21 protein-coding genes and 1 tRNA gene are annotated in these 16,692 nt (G+C 47.2%); 9 read left to right on the plus strand and 13 right to left on the minus strand.

Annotated features, from left to right (window positions below; translation table 11 throughout):
• The first annotated feature begins 8 nt into the window (after nt 1-8).
• Entirely contained in the window at nt 9-422 is a 414-nt protein-coding gene (locus KNO69_RS12905; RefSeq protein ID WP_214818503.1) for a VOC family protein, read from the plus strand.
• A gap of 11 nt (nt 423-433) precedes the next feature.
• Here the strand turns inward: KNO69_RS12905 and KNO69_RS12910 are convergent, their stop codons facing one another.
• Nucleotides 434-1,480 (minus strand): NAD(P)/FAD-dependent oxidoreductase, encoded by a 1,047-nt coding sequence (locus KNO69_RS12910; RefSeq protein WP_214818505.1) that lies wholly within the window; start codon nt 1,478-1,480, stop codon nt 434-436.
• A gap of 168 nt (nt 1,481-1,648) precedes the next feature.
• Between KNO69_RS12910 and KNO69_RS12915 the strand changes: the two genes are divergently transcribed.
• Nucleotides 1,649-2,203, plus strand: a complete 555-nt coding sequence (locus KNO69_RS12915; RefSeq protein WP_074037776.1) for a methyltransferase family protein — start codon at nt 1,649-1,651, stop codon at nt 2,201-2,203.
• A 36-nt stretch (nt 2,204-2,239) separates the two neighbouring features.
• On the opposite strand, the gene KNO69_RS12920 is transcribed toward KNO69_RS12915, so the two are convergent.
• Together KNO69_RS12920 and KNO69_RS12925 are read right to left on the minus strand one after the other, a co-directional pair.
• Nucleotides 2,240-3,049 (minus strand): DUF368 domain-containing protein, encoded by an 810-nt coding sequence (locus KNO69_RS12920; RefSeq protein WP_214818508.1) that lies wholly within the window; start codon nt 3,047-3,049, stop codon nt 2,240-2,242.
• Between the two features lie 73 nt (nt 3,050-3,122).
• Nucleotides 3,123-3,698, minus strand: coding sequence for a GNAT family N-acetyltransferase (locus tag KNO69_RS12925; protein WP_214818511.1), 576 nt, complete (start codon nt 3,696-3,698; stop codon nt 3,123-3,125).
• A 100-nt stretch (nt 3,699-3,798) separates the two neighbouring features.
• Here KNO69_RS12925 and KNO69_RS12930 point away from each other — a divergent pair, with 100 nt between their 5' ends.
• Nucleotides 3,799-4,548 (plus strand): sugar nucleotide-binding protein, encoded by a 750-nt coding sequence (locus KNO69_RS12930; protein ID WP_214818514.1) that lies wholly within the window; start codon nt 3,799-3,801, stop codon nt 4,546-4,548.
• A 38-nt stretch (nt 4,549-4,586) separates the two neighbouring features.
• Here KNO69_RS12930 and KNO69_RS12935 read toward each other — a convergent pair whose 3' ends face one another.
• The gene (locus KNO69_RS12935; RefSeq protein ID WP_214818519.1) at nt 4,587-5,828 is read right to left on the minus strand and encodes a cytochrome P450; all 1,242 of its coding nucleotides are present in this window, start codon (nt 5,826-5,828) and stop codon (nt 4,587-4,589) included.
• Nucleotides 5,829-5,915: 87 nt separating this feature from the next.
• Between KNO69_RS12935 and KNO69_RS12940 the strand changes: the two genes are divergently transcribed.
• A complete protein-coding gene (locus KNO69_RS12940; RefSeq protein WP_214818520.1) occupies nt 5,916-6,281 on the plus strand; it encodes a potassium channel family protein in 366 nt (121 codons plus the stop codon).
• A 17-nt stretch (nt 6,282-6,298) separates the two neighbouring features.
• On the opposite strand, the gene KNO69_RS12945 is transcribed toward KNO69_RS12940, so the two are convergent.
• Both KNO69_RS12945 and yidD read right to left on the minus strand, forming a co-directional pair.
• A complete protein-coding gene (locus KNO69_RS12945; protein WP_214818523.1) occupies nt 6,299-7,651 on the minus strand; it encodes an alanine/glycine:cation symporter family protein in 1,353 nt (450 codons plus the stop codon).
• Nucleotides 7,652-7,781: 130 nt separating this feature from the next.
• A complete protein-coding gene (yidD, locus tag KNO69_RS12950) occupies nt 7,782-8,051 on the minus strand; it encodes a membrane protein insertion efficiency factor YidD (RefSeq protein ID WP_015880777.1) in 270 nt (89 codons plus the stop codon).
• Nucleotides 8,052-8,243: 192 nt separating this feature from the next.
• On the opposite strand from yidD, the gene KNO69_RS12955 reads away from it, so the two are divergent.
• From KNO69_RS12955 to KNO69_RS12970, 4 genes are all read left to right on the plus strand, one after another.
• Entirely contained in the window at nt 8,244-9,032 is a 789-nt protein-coding gene (locus tag KNO69_RS12955) for a pyrroline-5-carboxylate reductase family protein (RefSeq protein ID WP_074037973.1), read from the plus strand.
• A 147-nt stretch (nt 9,033-9,179) separates the two neighbouring features.
• Nucleotides 9,180-9,416, plus strand: a complete 237-nt coding sequence (locus KNO69_RS12960; protein WP_034771241.1) for a FeoA family protein — start codon at nt 9,180-9,182, stop codon at nt 9,414-9,416.
• Nucleotides 9,413-11,389 (plus strand): ferrous iron transport protein B, encoded by a 1,977-nt coding sequence (gene feoB, locus KNO69_RS12965; RefSeq protein ID WP_159563528.1) that lies wholly within the window; start codon nt 9,413-9,415, stop codon nt 11,387-11,389. The genes KNO69_RS12960 and feoB overlap by 4 nt, the downstream gene beginning before the upstream one ends.
• 11 nt (nt 11,390-11,400) lie before the next feature.
• Nucleotides 11,401-11,619 (plus strand): FeoB-associated Cys-rich membrane protein, encoded by a 219-nt coding sequence (locus tag KNO69_RS12970; protein ID WP_035387786.1) that lies wholly within the window; start codon nt 11,401-11,403, stop codon nt 11,617-11,619.
• Between the two features lie 21 nt (nt 11,620-11,640).
• Here the strand turns inward: KNO69_RS12970 and KNO69_RS12975 are convergent, their stop codons facing one another.
• From KNO69_RS12975 to KNO69_RS13000, 6 genes are all read right to left on the minus strand, one after another.
• On the minus strand, nt 11,641-12,336 hold the full coding sequence (locus KNO69_RS12975) for a DUF554 domain-containing protein (protein WP_159563526.1): 696 nt from the start codon (nt 12,334-12,336) through the stop codon (nt 11,641-11,643).
• Nucleotides 12,337-12,485: 149 nt separating this feature from the next.
• A tRNA-Val gene (locus KNO69_RS12980) sits at nt 12,486-12,558 on the minus strand.
• A gap of 85 nt (nt 12,559-12,643) precedes the next feature.
• On the minus strand, nt 12,644-13,201 hold the full coding sequence (locus KNO69_RS12985; protein ID WP_214784735.1) for a GNAT family N-acetyltransferase: 558 nt from the start codon (nt 13,199-13,201) through the stop codon (nt 12,644-12,646).
• Nucleotides 13,202-13,273: 72 nt separating this feature from the next.
• Complete coding sequence (locus tag KNO69_RS12990) at nt 13,274-13,588, minus strand: DMT family transporter (protein ID WP_214818527.1); 315 nt, start codon at nt 13,586-13,588, stop codon at nt 13,274-13,276.
• On the minus strand, nt 13,585-13,929 hold the full coding sequence (locus KNO69_RS12995) for a DMT family transporter (RefSeq protein ID WP_214818530.1): 345 nt from the start codon (nt 13,927-13,929) through the stop codon (nt 13,585-13,587). The genes KNO69_RS12990 and KNO69_RS12995 overlap by 4 nt, the downstream gene beginning before the upstream one ends.
• Nucleotides 13,922-14,503, minus strand: coding sequence for a TetR/AcrR family transcriptional regulator (locus KNO69_RS13000; protein ID WP_214818533.1), 582 nt, complete (start codon nt 14,501-14,503; stop codon nt 13,922-13,924). The genes KNO69_RS12995 and KNO69_RS13000 overlap by 8 nt, the downstream gene beginning before the upstream one ends.
• 114 nt (nt 14,504-14,617) lie before the next feature.
• Here KNO69_RS13000 and KNO69_RS13005 point away from each other — a divergent pair, with 114 nt between their 5' ends.
• The gene (locus KNO69_RS13005) at nt 14,618-15,400 is read left to right on the plus strand and encodes an alpha/beta hydrolase (protein WP_214818535.1); all 783 of its coding nucleotides are present in this window, start codon (nt 14,618-14,620) and stop codon (nt 15,398-15,400) included.
• A 40-nt stretch (nt 15,401-15,440) separates the two neighbouring features.
• Here the strand turns inward: KNO69_RS13005 and KNO69_RS13010 are convergent, their stop codons facing one another.
• The gene (locus tag KNO69_RS13010; RefSeq protein ID WP_208606717.1) at nt 15,441-16,679 is read right to left on the minus strand and encodes an aminopeptidase; all 1,239 of its coding nucleotides are present in this window, start codon (nt 16,677-16,679) and stop codon (nt 15,441-15,443) included.
• Nucleotides 16,680-16,692: the final 13 nt, after the last annotated feature.

The following is a 16,692-nucleotide window of genomic DNA, read 5'->3' on the forward strand; positions in this document are numbered from 1 at the left end:
GAATTTACATGCATATCGATCATACTGGGATTGCCGTTCGAGACTTAGACGAGGCGATCACATTTTACACGACGGTCTTAGGAGGAAAACTCGTGGACCGCTATACGAACACGTCCATCGGGGTCGAGACCGAATTGGCCGTCATTCATATTGGAGAGGATGTCATCGAATTGTTGCGTCCGACTAGTAAGACGAGTCCGATCGCCCGGTTCATGAAAGCTCGAGGGAAGGGTGTTCATCATATCGCCTATCGTGTCGACGATTTGGACGAAGCGATGGCCGCTCACAAACAAAATGGCATCACCTTTTTAGAAGACACGCTGCGTACGACCGCGAAAGGTAGACGCTTAATCTACATGGACCCGCGTCATTCAGGCGGTGTGATTACCGAGCTTTGTGATTATCCTAGAGAAAAGCAGTAAGAGTGGTCCTCTTACTGCTTCATCATGGTTTCTTCTATGATTTGACGATTCTTCTCTTTTAACCGTTCATTATGAGAGGACACCATTGCGGTAGCATTCGCATTCGGGTCAATGTATGTTTTGGCCCGGTTCACCGCATTCGCAGCATCTTGAAACGCTCCAGCGATGAGATGTACTTTCCCTTCATGCGTGAGAATATCACCAGCAGCGTACAATCCCGGTATGGATGACTCGCTACCTGAATTCCCTTTCACATAAAACCCATCCTTCATCTCGACCTGCAATTCGCTGTTCCGAAGCAACTCCGCGTCTTGTTCATATCCGTGATTGATGACCACTTCATCGACCTCGATTACGCTCGTCTCTCCTGTTTCGACATGAGTCAAAAGAACTTGTTGAATCGATTTCCCATCGTGAGAAATCAAATCCGTCACTTTTGATCGTGGGCAACAGTCGACTCGACCCTGTTTAATTTTTTCAACTTGTGCTTCATGTCCACTAAGTTCTTCTTTTCGATACGTCAGCACGACCTGCTCTGCAATCGGCTCGAGCGCATTCGCCCAATCGACTGCACTATTGCCGCCACCCGATATCAAGACGCGCTTTCCTTTAAAGCGTTCAAGTGATTTAACCGTGTAATGGAGGTTCGACAATTCGAACCGCTCCGCTCCGCTCACTTCAACCTTATGCGGTTTGAGGATCCCACTTCCTGTCGCAACGATGACGGTTTTGGAAATATGATGACCGTTCGTCGTGTCGATCCCGAACAAATCGTCTGCACGCTTAGAGATCGACTCCACCTTCTCGCCAAGAAGGACCGTCGGAGAGAAGGTGAGACCTTGCTCGACGAGTTGGTCGATCAGTTTTGCCCCAGTCGTCGGTAGGAGACCACCTACATCCCAAACCATTTTCTCTGGATAGACATGTACTTTCCCACCTAAAAAAGGTTGAAATTCGATAATTTTCGTCTTCATACCTCGTAAACCGCTGTAAAAAGCGGCATACAATCCAGCCGGTCCCCCACCGATAATCGTCACGTCGAATACTTCCTCGTTCATCGTCGCACCCTTCCTCTCTATATACGTAAAAATGATAATCATTCTCATTAGATGATAACCTGTTTTGGTCACTTTGACAATTTTTTTCGAATATCGCCCTGATGGATTTGGTTTTTCTTATGCGTAGGTCGGGTAATGAAACATGAATCAAAAGGGAGGATGTGCGTGATGAATTGGATGGATGTCCTATTAATCGTCGTATCATTTTTTTGGCTAGTTGAGACGTGGCGATTTCGTAACCGAAAAGAGGCAACAGACGGGGCTGTCGAGCGGAAGAGCTTTTACTTTGTAGCGACGACGATGATTGGCGTCTTCGTGTTGTCTATGATCTCTTCGCTTGTTTTCGAATCACAGCCTTCGACAGTTCAACGAATCATCGGACTTACTTTTTACATAGCCGGCGTGTCGTTACGTTATTGGGGGATTTTACACTTACGTCATCAATTCACACGACATGTCGTCGTCCGACCGGAAGACGAACTCGTCAGCTCGGGACCGTATCGTTACTTACGCCACCCTCTTTACACAGGGTTGTTATTGATTACGTTCGGATTCTCGCTATACTTTATTCATTGGGGAATCGCCTTGATTGGTGCGGGTCTCACCTCGCTTGCATTACTGTACCGCATTCGAATCGAGGAAGGTATGCTCATTCGCCATTTCGGTCAGTCTTACCAATCCTGGTCGAAGACGCGCAAGCGCCTCTTCCCCTTCATCTATTAAAAAGGAGTCCGGCTCATCGCTGGACTCCTTTTTCATTTAGACAGAATATTTGCTGAGTAATCGGACGACGATGACCCCCGCGATGAATGCGACGATACTGAGTATCCACATGACTCCGGAAGCTGGTACACCCGGAAACACGACGGCGAGTGAGCCAATGACCAATCCGATGATGACGGAGAACGTCATTCCCGGAAAATTCGCCAACAAGTAACGAATGACTTTACTACTTACAATAAAGCCGACGGCCACTCCAGCACCGACAATCCCAATAATCAACAGATTGAAGTTTGAGATGGCGCTGATGACGGTTGGATAAACGCCAATTAACAACAAGACGAATGAACCGCTAATTCCAGGAAGCAACATCGCCATGCTGCCCAACCAACCGGAGAAGAATAAGAGAAGCGCCGTTCCGAACGTCACGTCCGTCATAATAGACGAATCAACCGGATTCAAGAATGCCATACTCGCAACGAGTATCGTTGCGACAACCATAGCAATAACATGAACCGGACGAATCGCTGCGCGTGATTTAAATTCCACGAATAGAAGTGGAATAATCCCTAAAATCAATCCGATAAAGAAAAATTGTGTCGGTGCATAATACTCCAGCAATAAGTATTCAATAACTCGACTCAGTGCGATAATGGCTGTCCCCATTCCAATTGCCAATGGAATCAAGAACCCGATATATTTTTTCCAATATCGGCTAAATACGCCGCTAATCGCTTCGATGAGTTGATCGTAGATGCCTAAAATGACTGCAATGGTACCACCGCTAACACCAGGGATTAAATCACTCGTCCCCATGGCGATCCCTCGCCAAATGTTTTTCCACTCCATAATGTATCTCCTTTACGTATATCTTTCCTCAAGCACTTAGTATAGTCGAGAAAAGAAGTTTGCGCATCCGCTTTTAGACTGAGAAAGGAGTCGAATTGATTTCTTTGATCATATAGTCAAATCTCGCCCCAGAAATGTTGATTTCTTTTTCCTTATGGAAGCCGAGACGTGTGTATAAGCGATGTGCCGCAGGATTTTCTTGATCCACGTTCAATGTGACGGCGGGCACACCGCGTTCTTTCGCAACGAGACAAACGTGTTCGATTAACTTCGTCCCGATTCCACGACCTCCATACGCCTCTGCGACAGCCAGTGAATCAATGTATTGGACATAACCTTCTGTTTCAACGTCCACCTCTTCTCCATTTCCATGCGCCGTCAACCATTCTCGAATCGGTCGATCCAATTCTTCTGCCTTATCCCCACGATACGAGATGATCATTCCGGCAACTTCTCCTTCAAAATCCGCCACCCAGATGTTTTCGTGACTCAAGCGATTATTTGGTTTCTCTACCCACATCGCTAGTCGCTCCAATACCTCAGTCATATCCGTTGATGCCGTCAATGTGTACGCAATCTCATGGATCGCTTGATACATGAGTGGTGCAATTTGTTTACTATCTTGTTTGGTTGCTTGTCGAATATTCATGATTAATCCCTCCATCATCCAGTCTAGCATAGCCCGGCACATCGGTTGTTTGTCCACACTCGTTTTGTGGCATCATATAGAGTGAAAGGGGCGAATCGAAATGAAAGCTATTCTTACAGGAATGAACGGTACAGTGGCACCCGTTGTTGCCGAAACGTTACAGCGCCACGGAATTGAAGGGATTGCGTGGAATCGCGAGCAAGTGTCCACGACAAACGAAGAGGAAATGCGGGAATTCATCGAGCGCATCCGACCGGACTACTTTTTACATATCGGTATGGGCGCGGTGGAGTGGGCCGAGACGCTCGCTCGTTTATGTGGTGAGGCGAAAATTCCTTTCCTGTTCACGAGCACGGTTTCAATTTTTTCAGATGAAGTGACCGGACCGATTTCCCCAGATACGCTACCAGATGCCGAGGATGACTATGGAAAGTATAAGCGTGAGTGCGAACGTGCGATTATGAACGCCAATCCTGGTGCTCAAATCGTTCGTCTCGGATGGCAAATCGGGGATGAGGCCGGATCGAATAATATGATGGACTATTTTACGAACGAGATGAAGCAACGAGGGGTCATCCAAGCGAGTGAGCATTGGTATCCATCATGTTCATTTTTAGTAGACACGGCAGACGCGCTATTTGAAATTTTGACTAAACGTGGACCGGGCATCTATCAGTTAAACGGAAATGCGAACTATTCCCTATACGACATCGTCGTCGGACTAAAAGAGCTTCATGACACCGACTGGCAGATTGAATGTACCGATGAACCGAAACGGGATAATCGAATGATCGATTCATCGGTCTCGATTCGTCCCATCTCCAAACGCCTAAATTTGCAAACGAAGTAAATTCAAAGTCGCCTACTCCCATCGAGTAGGCGACTTTTTTATTGGTTTCGAGTTAGATGAGTCAATCGCAATTTACTTTTCGGCAGACTCGGCATGTCTACAAAACTATAGCTCAAGTCTTGAGGCGGGACCGTGTAGGCGTATTCCTTAGTAAACAACTCAATGACTTGTGCAAGAATTGCAATGGTCACATGTTCACCGGCACATCGATGTCCAAAATCTACATCTCCCCCACCTTGTGGAATAAAGTTAAACGGACTCTCGTTCCAATCTTTGAAACGAGAGGGATCGAATCGATCCGGTTCCGTCCAAATAGAGGAGTCATGATTCGTACCGTACAAATCAAGAAGCGTCAGCGTCCCTTCCGAAAATGCATAGCCGTCCCATTCAAAATCGGTTTTGACACGAGCTGCCGCTACAGGGAAAAATGGATAAAACCGTCTCACTTCCTGGACAAATTCTGTTTTCGAGACCTCTCCCCGCTCTACCTGCTCTTTTACATCCGGGAACTGATGTAAAGCTAAGACAGTGAAGAGGACATACACCGAGATTGCGACAGTCGGGCGTAAAATGTTCAATACTTCGACCGCCACGACGTCTTCAGGTAATAACTCTCCGGATTCATCTCGGTGCCACGAAAATTCGTACAGCGCCGTATGTTCGTTCGGCAATAATCGATTCGACCGCACTTCTTTTACCATCTGACGAATCCAGGCTTCAGCGGAACTTCGTGCCTTCCGACCTTGTAAATACGTGGGACCAAGAGACGTACCCGATTCAAATAATAACCTCATCTCTTCAGTGCGCTTCCCAACTTCTTCTTTCGCAAGTGGAACTCCCGACCATTCACATACGGCCTTCATCAACACTTGTTGCGCAATATCGTATAAGACGACCTCCTCTCCCATTCGTTCAATCTGGTTCCACTCTCGATATGTCAAGCGGAGCAATCGATCTATGTTTTCTTTTGTCATCAATGACATGAACATATGTTTTCGATGCGTATGTGCCGTACCATCAAGTGTTTGGACCCCATCTTCTCCAAACAAGGTTTTCAATAGACGTTTTGGCGCCGCATTCTGGCGCATGAATTTGTCTGCATCATAGAACACCTCGGCAGCCTCTTCGCCCCCAAGACAAATCACGCGCTCCCCGAGCAAACGTGTTTCAAAGATATTTGATTGAAAACTTTTGCGACGATTCGCAACAAATAGATATCCTTCCCTTAAAAAATCGACACTATGGTCGAGTCCTTCTTGTTTCGGTATGACTTTCCCCATCCAACTCACCCTTTCTCTTTTCTCGAACTATAAAGGATGTTCCCCCGTTTTTAGCAAACAAACCTAATATCGAAAGGAGCGAGTGACATGTTGCCGTTCTTACTGACATTGCGTCGAATTGTAAGCGGAATCTGGCGTGGCCTCCGCGAACCTGAATTCCAAGTCTTATTCAGTCTTGTCTTTCTCACTGTCCTATCCGGTACACTTTTTTACACACGGTTCGAGGAGATGCGTTGGTTGGACGCACTTTACTTCAGTGTCATCACCCTGACTACCATTGGATATGGTGATTTTGCTCCTCAGACCGACATCGGAAAAATATTCACAATCGGATATGTATTGACCGGGGTGGGCATCATGGTTGGCTTTATCACAAAAGTGTTTGATCATTTACAAAAAGCACGACTCGATGAATTAGAAGCAAAACAAAAGACGCCACCCTCTGATTCATAAGGATGGCGTCCTTTCGTTTAGGAAACTTTTCGATTTTCAATTTCAAGCTGTTGGTTGAAACGCTTCGTCTCGGCTATGACAACACCCGACAAGAACAAGAGACCAATCAAGTTCGGGATGGCCATTAAGCCGTTGAAGACATCCGATAACGCCCATACCAAGTTCAAGTTTGTCGTCATGGCACCGAGTCCCGCGACGAGTACAAAAGCAATCCGATAGGGAAGAATCGACTTTTGTCCGAACAAGTAATGGATGGAGCGTTCGCCGTAATACGACCAACCGAGCACGGTCGAATAGGCGAACAAAACGAGCCCGATTGTGACAATATAACCGCCGGCTGGTCCGAGGAACAGTTCAAATGTAGCTGAAGTCAATTCGACCCCTTCAAGTCCTGTCCCGATTTGACCACCCATGACGAGTGTCAATCCTGTCACCGAACAGACGACAAGCGTATCCAAGAAGACTTGAGTCATCGAGACGAGCGCCTGACGACCCGGCATATCTGTTTTCGCTGCCGCTGCTGCGATCGGAGCAGAGCCAAGACCTGCTTCGTTCGAGAAGACACCACGTGCCACCCCGTATCGAATGGCAGCTCCGATGGCCCCTCCACCGATTGCTTCTGCACTGAACGTACTGCTAAAGATGAGTGCGAACGCATCCGGAATCAGTGAGTAATTCATCACCATGATGATGAGACCGCTACCTAAGTAGAAGGCAATCATGACGGGGACGAAGTAACTGACCACTTTCCCGATGGAACGCACGCCTCCGAGAATGACCGCTCCTGTAAAAATCATAATGAGAATCCCTGATATGTAAAGTGGTACGTCAAACGTTGTTTTGAGCGCAAGCGCGACCGAGTTCGTTTGGACCCCGTTTCCAATACCGAACGCCGCAATCGATGCGAATGCAGCAAATGCTACTGCTAACCATCGTTGATTCAACCCTCGTTCTAGATAGTACATCGGTCCACCAGCCATTTGACCGCGCTCATCAGTGACCCGATACTTCACGGCAAGAACTGCCTCTGCGTATTTCGTTGCCATCCCAAAGAAACCGGACACCCACATCCATACGATGGCTCCCGGTCCTCCTAATACGACCGCTGTCGACACCCCGACGATATTCCCCGTACCGACGGTCGCCGCCAGAGCGGTCATGAGCGCCTGGAAGTGACTGATGTCCCCTTTAGAGGATTGATCCTGATTTTTCGAAAACGCCAATTTCAACGCATACGGTAATTTGGTGATTTGAATTCCACCTAGACGCACCGTCAAGTAAATGCCTGTCCCCACAAGCAAAATCAAGAGCGGTGGTCCCCATACAAAGTTGGACACCGTACTCACCCATTCACTAAATGATTGCCCCATACAAAGTATCCCCTTCCCCCCGAAAAATAGTGTACACCTCTATTTTTTCAGAATACTTAGAACAATGCAAAAGTATTGTACTAAAACAACTGATTCATTGTTTGTTCTGTACAAAAACAGCGAGACGAACTCAATCGTCTCGCTGTGACTCAGGTTTCTCTCGTTGTAAAGGCGCTTTCCAATCAAATGTATCCGGAACATAATCGAGCCCGCCTGGATGAAACGGCTGGCAGCGAATGAGTCGGCGAGCGGTTAAATAACTGCCTTTGACAGCCCCATGTTTTTCGATTGCTTCGATTCCGTAGTGCGAACAGCTCGGATAAAATCGGCACGTTGGCGGCTTTAATGGTGAAATAAAACGCTGATAACCTTGAATCCCTTTTACTAGTACACGTTTCACACGATTTCGCCTCACTCTTTTGAATTAGTGCCATCATAGCGCGATTTGAAACGTTTGTCATGTTCGTCGATTCCTATGTCAAATCGTTTTCCATCTCTTTACAAATGAGCAGGATGGGCGATATTCGAGTGTATGTTTGTTATGATAGTCAACATAACTATTGACCGAATCGAAAAGAAGAGGTGACGAATGATGAATCAATTACTAATGGTCGGTGCTGGATCGATGAGTGAGGCGCTCGTTCGCGGGTGGATCGACTCGGGCATCGAACCGACACACATCACAATGACAAACCGAAGTGACCGGGAGCGCTTACTCTTCCTACAAGATGAACTCGGCGTTCAAATTGTTGAGGACGAAAACGTTAACGACTATGACATCGTCGTATTAGCGATGCAACCTGATGGCGTCATCCCGTACGTAGAATCAAAAGAATGGAAGACCCCACTACTCGTCTCAGTCGCTGCACATATCGAACCGAGCCAATTAGAAGAGGCTTCAGGGCTACCAGCTGTTTGCGCCATGCCGAACACGCCTGTCGCCCATCGGAACGGGATGACGGGTCTATGGTTTGGTCCAGAAACAGATGAGGCAGTCCGTGAGAAAGCGACTTCTCTCTTTGAACGGGTCGGTCGAACGGCCGTCACCGATGCGAAAACGATGTCCGCCTTTATGGCCGCTGCAGGGTGCAGTCCTGCCTTTTTCTATGAAATCGTAGGTGCGATGACGCCCGTCCTAACGGATGTCGGTTACGATGAACAGACAGCGCGTCAAATTGTCGCCCAAGCGATGAAAGGCTCCGCTGAGTTACTGTCTCATGAAACACGTGAGACGAATGAACTGATTGCCGATGTGGCCGCTCCAGGCGGACCGACCGACCGTGGTGTCGGCGTGCTTCGTGAACGGAATCTTGCTGACGTGATGGCTTCAGCCTTGCGCGAAAGTGCCAAAGAAGATCATGAATCGATTGAAGAAGTGTAAACGATACTCGTTTACACTTCTTTTTATGTTCACTCGACCTTACTATTTATTATTTATAACTTTTTATATGATCAATATTTCACTTTCTCTTTTGACATGATAAGATAGCCAATGAGAATCGTTATCAAAAGATGGGGAAGGTTACTTATGAGTCTATTACGACATGTCGCGTTGAATCAAACCGTCATTTTATCTGATTTGACTAAAATTGATGATCGCTTGCGCCGACGAATGATTTCTCTTGGTTTTTACGAGGGATGCTCGGTTCGTGTGAAGCGCAGAGCTATTTTTTCAGGACCGCTCACCATTGAACAAGTGGATCATCAACAAATTATCGCCATCCGAAGATCAGATGCCGAAAAAATCGGAGTGATTGTACCATGAGCCAACGGATCGCATTGATTGGCAATCCAAATACAGGCAAAACTTCATTGTTTAATCGATTAACAGGTTCATTCGCACATGTGGGCAACTGGGCCGGTGTCACAGTCGAACAAAAAATCGGTCAGTTACATGGGAAAGTCGGACAATTAATTGATTTACCCGGTGTCTATGACTTAGACCCGCTCTCGGCAGATGAAGCGATTGTCTCCCGTTTCTTACTGCATGAACCATTTGACGGGATGATCAATATTGTCGATGCTTCACAATTAGAACGTAACTTACAACTTACTTTGCAACTTCTAGAGATGGGACGGCCGCTTCAAATCGGTTTAAACATGGTCGACGTCGCAGAAAGTCGTGGAATGCATGTTAATCTCGACAAATTAAAAACGCTCCTCCAAGTAGATGTCTTCCCAATCACCGCACGAACAGGTGATGGTTGTGACGTCTTGCTCTCATCGATTCAAATGGAGAAGCGTCAACCTTTCGAATTAAACTATGGTCCAGAGACCGAAGAAGCGATTACACGCATTCTTCGTTTAACTGGTCTATCGAGAACGGATCGCTGGATTACAATTCAATATTTAGCAGGCAACCGGATTGTCGTCGACCATTTAGAAGCATCATCTCCAGAGATTGTTGCCGTCCGAAAAGAACTGGAAACGGCTATAGGGCGTTTTGCACACGCACACATCACTGAGCGTCGTCGCGATTGGGCGAAACAGATTCGACACCAGGTCATTGAAAATCACAATGCACAGGACGTGACGATGACAGATCGCATCGATGCGGTTGTGACGCATCCTATCTTAGGTTTACCCATCTTCTTCGGGGTACTCTATGCGCTATTCCACGTGACATTTAATTGGGTTGGTGCACCTCTTTCCGATTTATTAGACGGACTATTGTCTGGTCCAATCACATCAGGAACGGTTTGGATGTTAGATGCTGTAGGTGCTTCTCCATTCATTAAAGCCCTTCTCGTAGACGGTGTCATCGCAGGTGTCGGTGGCGTATTGGTTTTTGTTCCGCAAATCTTTGTCCTCTTTTTCTTTATCTCATTTTTAGAGGACTCCGGATATATGGCGCGAGTCGCCATCGTGATGGACCGTTTCATGCAACTCGTCGGATTGAATGGAAAAAGCTTCATCCCGATGATTATCGGATTCGGATGTAACGTTCCTGGAATCATGGCCGCTCGAACGGTCGAAGAGGAGCGCGAACGTCTAGTCACCATCTTCATCTCACCATTCATGTCATGTTCGGCCCGGCTTCCGATTTACGCTGTGTTTGCGGCGAGTTTCTTCTCTACTCATCAAGCACTCGTTGTCCTCTCGCTCTATATGTTGGGAATTTTCCTTGCCTTGATTGCCGCGAAAATCTTTACGAAGGCATTGGCCTCTGAAGATCAGACGAGCTTATTCATCGTCGAACAACCTCCATACCGCGTTCCCCAAGGACTTACCTTATGGCGTAGCACTTGGCAAAAAGCTAAAGGATTCGTTCGAAAAGCCGGTACATTTATTTTTGGTGGTTCTGTGTTCATCTGGCTACTCGCCTATTCAGGTCCAAGCGGCTTTGATGTACCGATGAATGACAGTTTCTTGGCGATGATTGGTGGTATGATTGCCACATTACTCGTCCCACTCGGATTCGGTACTTGGCAAGCCGGTGCCTCGCTCATCACCGGATTCTTAGCAAAAGAAGTGGTCGTGTCTACGATGGCAATCATCTATGCGGTCGGCGAATCAGATTTATCGGAGTCGCTATTACCAATCTTCACCCCACTCAGCGCGTATAGCTTCATGGCCTTCGTTTTACTTTATGTCCCTTGTTTGGCGACAGTCGCTGTCATCCGGCGAGAAGTGGGTAGTGCCAAGTTGACATGGTTCGCCAGTTTATACGGTTTAGGTGTCGCTTATGTGGTGTCTCTTGTCATTTATCAAGTCGGTCGCTTATTCGGTTTTGCGTAAGGAGGAATACCATGTCATTCTTTGACCTACTCATCGGATTCATTGTTTTTGGATATGCAGCATTTTCTCTTTACCGCTACACACGTAAAGCAAAAGGCGGGAAATGTGCAACATGTGAAATTGAACCTACCTGTACAGCGGCGTGCGATGCAGCCGATTGGGATAAAATCATTGCGGAAGCTCTACGAAAAGAGCCTTCCACAATGAATGCAACCACGAAAAAAGACTGAATCGAATTCAGTCTTTTTTCTTTACAGCATATGTATAACCGTGACAATCATCGCGACCACTAAAATCCCCGGTAATAAATTGGCCACGCGAATTTTTGTGATTCCAACCAAGTTCAGACCAATCGCCACAATCATGACCCCACCGGTCGCGGTCATCTCTAAAATAAAACTGTCCATGAGCGATTCCGGTATGAATTTCATGATTTGAATGGCGAGTAATGCGATTCCGCCCTGATACAGTAACACTGGAACTGCTGAAAACATGACCCCAATCCCAAGTGTCGAACTTAATACGAGGGCCGTAAAACCATCAATCAACCCTTTCGTGTACAACACGTCATGATCACCACGCAACCCGCTATCGAGCGCCCCGATAATGGCCATCGCCCCGATCACGAAAATGAGTGTGGCCGTTACGAATCCTTCCGCTACACTCGATTGACTTCCAAGTCGCCGTTCAAGTCGATAACCGACTTCATTTAATAATTCATCTAACTTCCACCACTCCCCGAGCGCTGACCCGACGACGAGACTTCCGATGACAATCAAGAAGTTCTCACTCTTCATACCCATTTGAATCCCAAGCAAGATGACCGCAAGCCCGATTGCCGCAGTCACCGTCTCCTTCATACGCTCCGGAATGCGGTGAAATAAGAGACCTAGCAATGCCCCGATGACAATCAATGCGGCATTGACGAGTGTACCCGTTAGCACCATGTTGCATTCCCCGTTTCATTATGTATTGAAAGGAATATACCAATTGCTTTCGTGCCATGTCAATATACAAAAAAAGAGCCACTTCTCGCAAGAAGTGGCTTCGCGGAAACCCATGTTCCGGTGGGTTTCTCGAGGGTTTGGCACCCAAGTGATTCTGACTGGGCTCGAACCAGCGACCTCTACCCTGTCAAGGTAGCGCTCTCCCAGCTGAGCTACAGAATCAGGTCGTGTCCTCTCTTAAGGACACTATTAATATATCAAGAAACTATTGAGTTGGCAACAACTTTTTTTATTTTTTTGAGACTTTTTATCGTGTCATTTGTTGACGGTCGATATGTCGACATAACCGCTCCAAGTCACCCGCATAAACGGAGACGAGCATATCCTTGTACAGTGTATCTCGATCCCAGTGAAGACCATTCGCTTTGGCGACCCGTTGAGATGGAACGTTGTCCGGATGAATCAGAGAAATAATCTCCTTCTCGCCCTCTGAAAAAGCATGCTGCATCAGACGCGCGGCGGCTTCTCGACCATATCCCATGTGCCAATGCTTCGGTGACAACCAATATCCGACTTCCAACTCGATTTTACCGTCCAATTCATGCAATAGCGTACCTGCGTGACCAATCGGTTCATCACTTTCAAGTGTCATGAGCTTCAGGAGACCCGTTTGGCGTCCTGTCTCATAGCGGGCCAATTGACGTTCAAACCATTCAATCGTCTGTTCGTCTGTATACGGTCTCCCATCCGGACTGATGAAGCGCATCACCCGTGGATCTTGGAGAAGCGATTTGACAAAATAGAAATCAGAAAGCGTATACGGTTCAAACCGCAAACGTTCGGATTGCAACTCGACAAGATGCATCGTTTTCCGCCCCCTTTTTTTCATCACATAATCTGAAGTAATAAATTCCCGTTTTCAGCACATTTCAATCCTTTACGAGACAATTTTTAAACCGATTACACTACTAATAATCATCAATAAAAAGAAGATACGCCAACAATTTTTCGATTCGTTCAAATAGAGCATCCCTAAAATGACACCACCGGCCGCACCGATGCCTACCCAGATGGAATAGGCAAGACTAAGAGGAATGACCTCAAGTGATTTTGATAACCAATAGAAGCTGAGCGCAAACGATAAAATTGATGCAATCGACCACTTTAAAATCTGGTATCCTTTCGATTTCCCCATAAAGAAAACGGCTGTCATTTCAGCAATTCCCGCTCCAATCAGATAAACCCAACTCATGCATCTTCCCCTCCTGTCACTTGCTTCAATCCGATGATGCCGATAATCAACGTCGCCACAAGTATTAGTTTCCATCTACTAAGCCCCTCGTCAAACAAGAAGGCGCCAACTATGACTGTGCCGACCGCACCGATTCCTGTAAAAACAGCGTACCCCGTACCGGCAGGCAGCGTCCGAAACGCTTTCGCCAATAATCCGAAACTGAGAATCAATAACACGATTGTCCACAATGTCGGACCTAGAATCGTGAAGCCTTCAGACAACTTCATCGTGGTCGCCCAGATGATTTCGAGTAGTCCTGCAAACAGGAGGGAGATCCATGCACTCTTCTCTTTACTCATCCCAACCCACTCCTTTCTTGAAAATTCGAAACGCAGCTTGTTGTCGCATCTCCCGGTCATCTTCAAATGTAAATAAAGACAATAAAGCACCGTCTAGGAAGCAATAGTACGCAGCATATAGTTCATCGAGCGATTGTACCGGTAAATCGCCACATTCCATCGCCAGTCGAAATTGCTCTTTCTCAAATCGTTTTAACTTGGTTTCGACCGTACCGATGACTTCCTCGATATACTCTCGAAACTCCGGAGGAGGTACTAGCAACATTCGTTTCGTCAACATCCAAGTCTCATGATCACTAAAGAATGACGTGAGTGTGTTGACAATCGAATCGATTCGTTCTAAAGGTGGTCGACCAGCCGTATCGTCACAAGTTGTCTGCCATACTTCTTCGTAACGATTGGCCATATCTGACACGACTTGTTTGAACAGTTGTTCCTTCCCATCGATATGGGCATATAAAGAAGCCTTGCGAATCCCTACATCTTCCGCTACTGCCGCTAGTGACAACCCTTCGTAACCATCCCGCGCGAAGCGTGTGCGAGCAGACTGCATGATTTTATCTTTTGTATTCACGTCATTCACTCTCCTTGCCTTACACTTTACCTAACGAACGGTAGGTAGTCAAGTCAGTTGATTGTATTTTGGTTCATGATTCTCCACAATACAAGTAGAAAGAGGTGACGAAAGATGATTGAACAATTGAACGTGTCGATTCCGACGGAGAAGATACGTGGTCAAAAGCGGATTGTTCGCGTATTTCGACCAGACTGGGTCGACGTCAGCACCCCGCTTCCCGTCCTGTATATGCATGATGGACAAAATGTGTTTTCTGGAAACACTGCTACATATGGAGAAGGTTGGGAAATCGATCGTTGCATCGACCTGCTACAACTCCCGCTCATGGTCGTCGCCATCGCGAGCGCCCCGAACTGGCTGGACCGTTATGATGAGTATTCATATGAGGAAGATGAGATGCTGTATCGACGGATCGGACCCGAATTGGCAAGAACTCGTCCAACACTCGGTGGCCAAGGCCGTATGTATACAGATTGGCTCATGAACGAATTAAAACCACGAATTGACAACGAGTACGCTACTGACCCAGAAGATGTCGGGGTCATGGGGAGCTCGATGGGAGGTGTCATCTCTCTATACATGATGGCGACCTATCCTTCTATTCGACGAGTTGGTTCCCTCTCCACTGCGGCATGGGCCAATCTTGATCCATTGATCCGAGAAATGAAACATGCTGAGTTCGCCGGTAAACTATATATGGACATTGGCACAAATGAAGAGAGCGGGCCTATCACTCCAAGCGACTACCTATTCACGAATGCGAAACTGATTGACGTCATCGCGCAGAAAGGAATCGCCTTCCGATATGAGGTCGAACCAAATGCGATTCACAACGAATCGGCCTGGCGTCGCCGCTTGCCTCACGCACTGCGCTATCTATACGATTGCACGTAAAAAGAGCGAATTCCGTAACTTTCGGAATTCGCTCTTTTGTTTAGATGACCCAGTTCCCGTCACGCATGATTGCTTCACGCGTCCCGTCTTCCCGTTCACCATCGATATTCATTTCGGCTGACCCGATCATGAAGTCAACGTGTGTCATCGAGTCGTTCGCCCCGTTCGCCGCGAGCTCTTCTTGTGACATCGAAGGACCCCCTTCGAGACATGTCGAGTACGCACGTCCGAGCGCCAAGTGACACGATGCATTCTCATCAAACAACGTGTTATAGAAGAGAAGACCAGAGTTCGAGATTGGAGAATCATCCGGAACGAGCGCTACTTCACCGATACGACGCGCACCCTCATCCATATTCAACAATTCATCGAGAGCCGCTTGCCCTTTTTTCGCCTCCGCTTTGACGACTTTCCCACCTTCAAACCAAAGAGTGAACTCATCAATCAAGTTCCCGCTGTAGCTGAGTGGTTTTGTACTCGATACGTAACCTTCCACAGAATCTTTATCTGCGAGCGTGAAGACCTCTTCCGTCGGCATGTTTGCGATAAAGTCGATGCCATCGACGTTCGGACCGCCACCGCCAAGGAAGACGTGTTTTTTCGGAAGTCCAATCGTCAGTTCCGTACCTGGCGCTTTGTAATGAAGCTTCGCATATTTCTTCTCTGTCAACAGCTTCGCACGGCTACGGAGTGATTGATCGTGTGTATCCCATGCCGCGACAACATCTTCTTGATCCATCCGCGTTGCTGCGAAGATGGCTTGCCATAATGCTGCAACCGCATCATCACGTCCCGGGAATACTTTTTGTGCCCACGCTTCTGACGCACCTGCGACGATTGACCAGCTCACATTGTCGCTCATCACATATTGACGCCACTTCGCAAGCGCTTGTCCTGCTGCACGGTTTGCATCCGAAATGCGTGACGATTCCACACCATTCAATGCATCCGGGTCATCACTGACGATTGACAAGAATGCCGTCTTCTCTTCAGCCAATTGCTCAAAACGAGCCTTCAACCAATCTGGAAACTCTTTGAACGAATCCGCTGGTGCATTGAAATAACGGATCTTCCCTGTTTCTTCGTCGCTCCAGTTGACGAACACTTGCTTCGCTCCGGCCGCATAAGCAGCCTTCACCACGTGACGGACGAGTGGTGCCTGACTGATGTCAGCACGTACTTCTAATTGTTGACCAGGTTGAATGTTCACACCTTTTTTCACAGCTAATTCTGCATAGCGTGCGAAATCTGCCTCTGTCGGCATCGAAATCTTAGACATATGTATCGTTCCT

It is taken from the genome of Exiguobacterium sp. s131 (genome assembly GCF_018617345.1).
GTDB classification, from domain to species: domain Bacteria; phylum Bacillota; class Bacilli; order Exiguobacteriales; family Exiguobacteriaceae; genus Exiguobacterium; species Exiguobacterium profundum.